At 37.8% G+C, this 2,868-nt stretch carries 2 protein-coding genes; one reads left to right on the forward strand and one right to left on the reverse strand.

Features of this window, described 5'->3' with window-relative positions; all coding sequences use genetic code 11:
- Positions 1-103 precede the first annotated feature (103 nt).
- Positions 104-838, forward strand: coding sequence for a phosphatase PAP2 family protein (locus tag KPC_RS18830; protein WP_121975855.1), 735 nt, complete (start codon positions 104-106; stop codon positions 836-838).
- A 278-nt stretch (positions 839-1,116) separates the two neighbouring features.
- On the opposite strand, the gene KPC_RS18835 is transcribed toward KPC_RS18830, so the two are convergent.
- The gene (locus tag KPC_RS18835) at positions 1,117-2,742 is read right to left on the reverse strand and encodes an inorganic phosphate transporter (RefSeq protein ID WP_121975856.1); all 1,626 of its coding nucleotides are present in this window, start codon (positions 2,740-2,742) and stop codon (positions 1,117-1,119) included.
- Between the last annotated feature and the right edge of the window lie 126 nt (positions 2,743-2,868).

Below are 2,868 nucleotides of genomic sequence, written 5' to 3' on the forward strand. Positions count from 1 at the left end.
AAATTAAATAAAAAACAATGAAGTACAAAAACAATTTTAAGTAATTATTAAGCTGCTCATATTGCAATATTACTTTCTTCAGGGATTGGCTTTATTCAGTAATATGATGACCAGAAATCGTTTTTTCGCATTACAAATTTTCTTTATCGGAATAACTTTCTTGATTTTATATTTCAGCTTCCCTGTGGGGGGAAAAGTTGATATGTATTTTATACAACCCTGGGTAAATGCAACTGGTCAGTTCCCATTAAGAGAAGACTGGTTCTTAAAAAATATTAACCATGGTCTATTTAAAGATATTATTTACGCTATTTACAGCATATTTCTGCTGCTCTGGTGTATCTCATTTAAAATAAAAAAATATAGACCTAAACGCTGGTTGTATGCCTATATGTTTCTAGTCAGTATTATTGCTGCAAGCATTGTTGGCGTGATCAAATCACATTCTTCTCATGCATGCCCATGGAATATGACGCATCAGACACCATATGGATATATCTGGGATTTTTCTGCAACTCATGGTCATTGCTTCCCTGGCGGTCATGCCAGCACGGGATTTATCTTGATAACTGGTTTTTTCGTATATCGATTAACCAATAAAAAAATAGCATATGTATTTCTAATAGCAGGAATTATGGCTGGTTTCGGAATGGGGTGGGGACAAATGATGCGTGGAGCACATTTCCTTAGCCACAACCTCTGGACTGGATGGATTGTATGGATAGTAAATGTTATCTTCTATGCGCTTTGTTATTCAAAACTTGTAAAATTTAACTCTTATAAATTTTCTTTATCCCAACAAGAAACTGCCACACTTTCCCATGATTTAGCTGTATAGCCACTTCAGCAAAGGTTTTCCAGAACCTTTGCTCATCTATTCCATGCAAAACTCTGGGGAATAAAGAAAGCTCAAAACTCATGTTCATCGTGCCTACTACTCATAAAAGATAACCGAGTCCTGTTTAATATTGCTTGTAACTTTTTAGGTAATCTGGGTATTTTAATTTAGGCTGCTACAGCTTCTTTAACTCGTTGCCAGTATTGTCCTTAATTAAAAACCAATATAAAAAAACTCCGCCGAAGCGGAGTGAGTTATGAGTAATATTGATTTTTGAATTAGCCAACAAATTTTAAAAATAGCCAATATAAAGCACCAGATAAACAAATCGTTGCTGGTAGAGTTAGCACCCATGCGGAAAGAATGCTTTTCACTGTACTAAGATTTAAACCGCTTTTATTAGCAACCATCGTCCCTGCAACAGCACTATTTAACACATGTGTGGTTGAAACTGGTAATCCAAAACCATCCGCTGCAGCAATCGTACTCATAGCGACAAGCTCAGCAGACATCCCCTGACCATAGGTCATATGGTGTTTACCGATACGCTCACCAACCGTTACCACAATACGTTTCCAACCCACCATAGTACCTAAGCCAAGCGCAAGAGCAACTGCCACTTTTACCCATGTTGGGATATATTGCAGGAATGAATCCAGATTACTACGATATTCCTTTACAACCTTCGCCTGAGCCTTATCCATTTCAGGCAAGGCATCTGCTTTTTCCAAGCGCTTGAATGTTGTAGTACTCAAATACATGTCATTACGAATAGTGTTGACATCATGTTCAGGAATATTTTTCAAGTCCCCATATACTGCAATTTTTTGACCTAAATGGTCTGTCATACTTGCCAAGGCTGGTACAACTTCTGCTGTAATTTCTTTCGTTTGAATATATTTAGTTAAAATCTCGCGGGCTTTTGGATCAGCAATATCTTCATGGTTGGCATAAATTGCGGATGCTGTCTGTGCAGATAATTGTTCAAAAGACTGCAAATGAGCCTGATCCAGATGCTTATTTAAAGAATAAGCGAGAGGCACCAGACCGATCAAAATCAACATGATCAACCCCATACCCTTTTGCCCATCATTTGAACCATGCGCAAAACTCACCCCAGTGCAGGTAAAGATCAGAATCGCACGAATTAATGGTGGTGGTGGCTTATTACCTTCAGGTGGCTGAAAAAGTTCTAGCTGACGTTTAAAAATCTTTTTAATTAACAGAAAAACGATCGCAGCAAAGGCAAAACCAATCAATGGTGAAAATAGTAAGGCTTTACCCACCTTAATCACCTGATCCATGTCTATTCCGCTTGCACCACTAGATGAATGCAAAATGTAGTTCATGATCCCTACACCCAGAATAGAACCAATCAGAGTATGAGAACTTGAAGCTGGAATACCGAAAAACCACGTACCAATATTCCATACAATGGCAGCAATCAGCATAGCAAAAACCATTGCAAAACCAGCACCACTACCTACATTCATAATCAATTCAACAGGTAATAGTGCAATAATCCCATATGCGACAGCCCCACTTGCAACCATTACCCCTAAGAAGTTGCAAAAACCCGCCCACATTACAGCAACTGGTGCTGGTAGAGCATTGGTATAAATTACAGTTGCTACAGCATTGGCCGTATCATGAAAACCATTTACAAATTCAAAGCCTAAAGCAATAAATAAAGCCGTTGACAGTAAAACTACTGAATATAGACTCAATGGTGGTACATGAGATAAATCGGCATTGACCTGAACACCTATATAAATCAGTGTTCCTATAATGATCGTTAAAAACACCGGAAGGAAAAACTTCGGTGTAGGAACGTGAACATTAGTCGACTTCGGTATGACTGTCGACTCTGATGAATCAGAAACGGGAGGTAAGTTTGAATTCATGCAAGGGTTAAGAGGATAATAAAATCCCCTTATTGTTCAATTAAATTGTGACAATTATATGACAAATAGATGTCATATAAAGCCCTAATTTAAGTATTTTGGCTTTATTTTTTAAGTTATCAAGGC

This window comes from Acinetobacter stercoris, from assembly GCF_900323515.1.
Lineage (GTDB): Bacteria > Pseudomonadota > Gammaproteobacteria > Pseudomonadales > Moraxellaceae > Acinetobacter > Acinetobacter stercoris.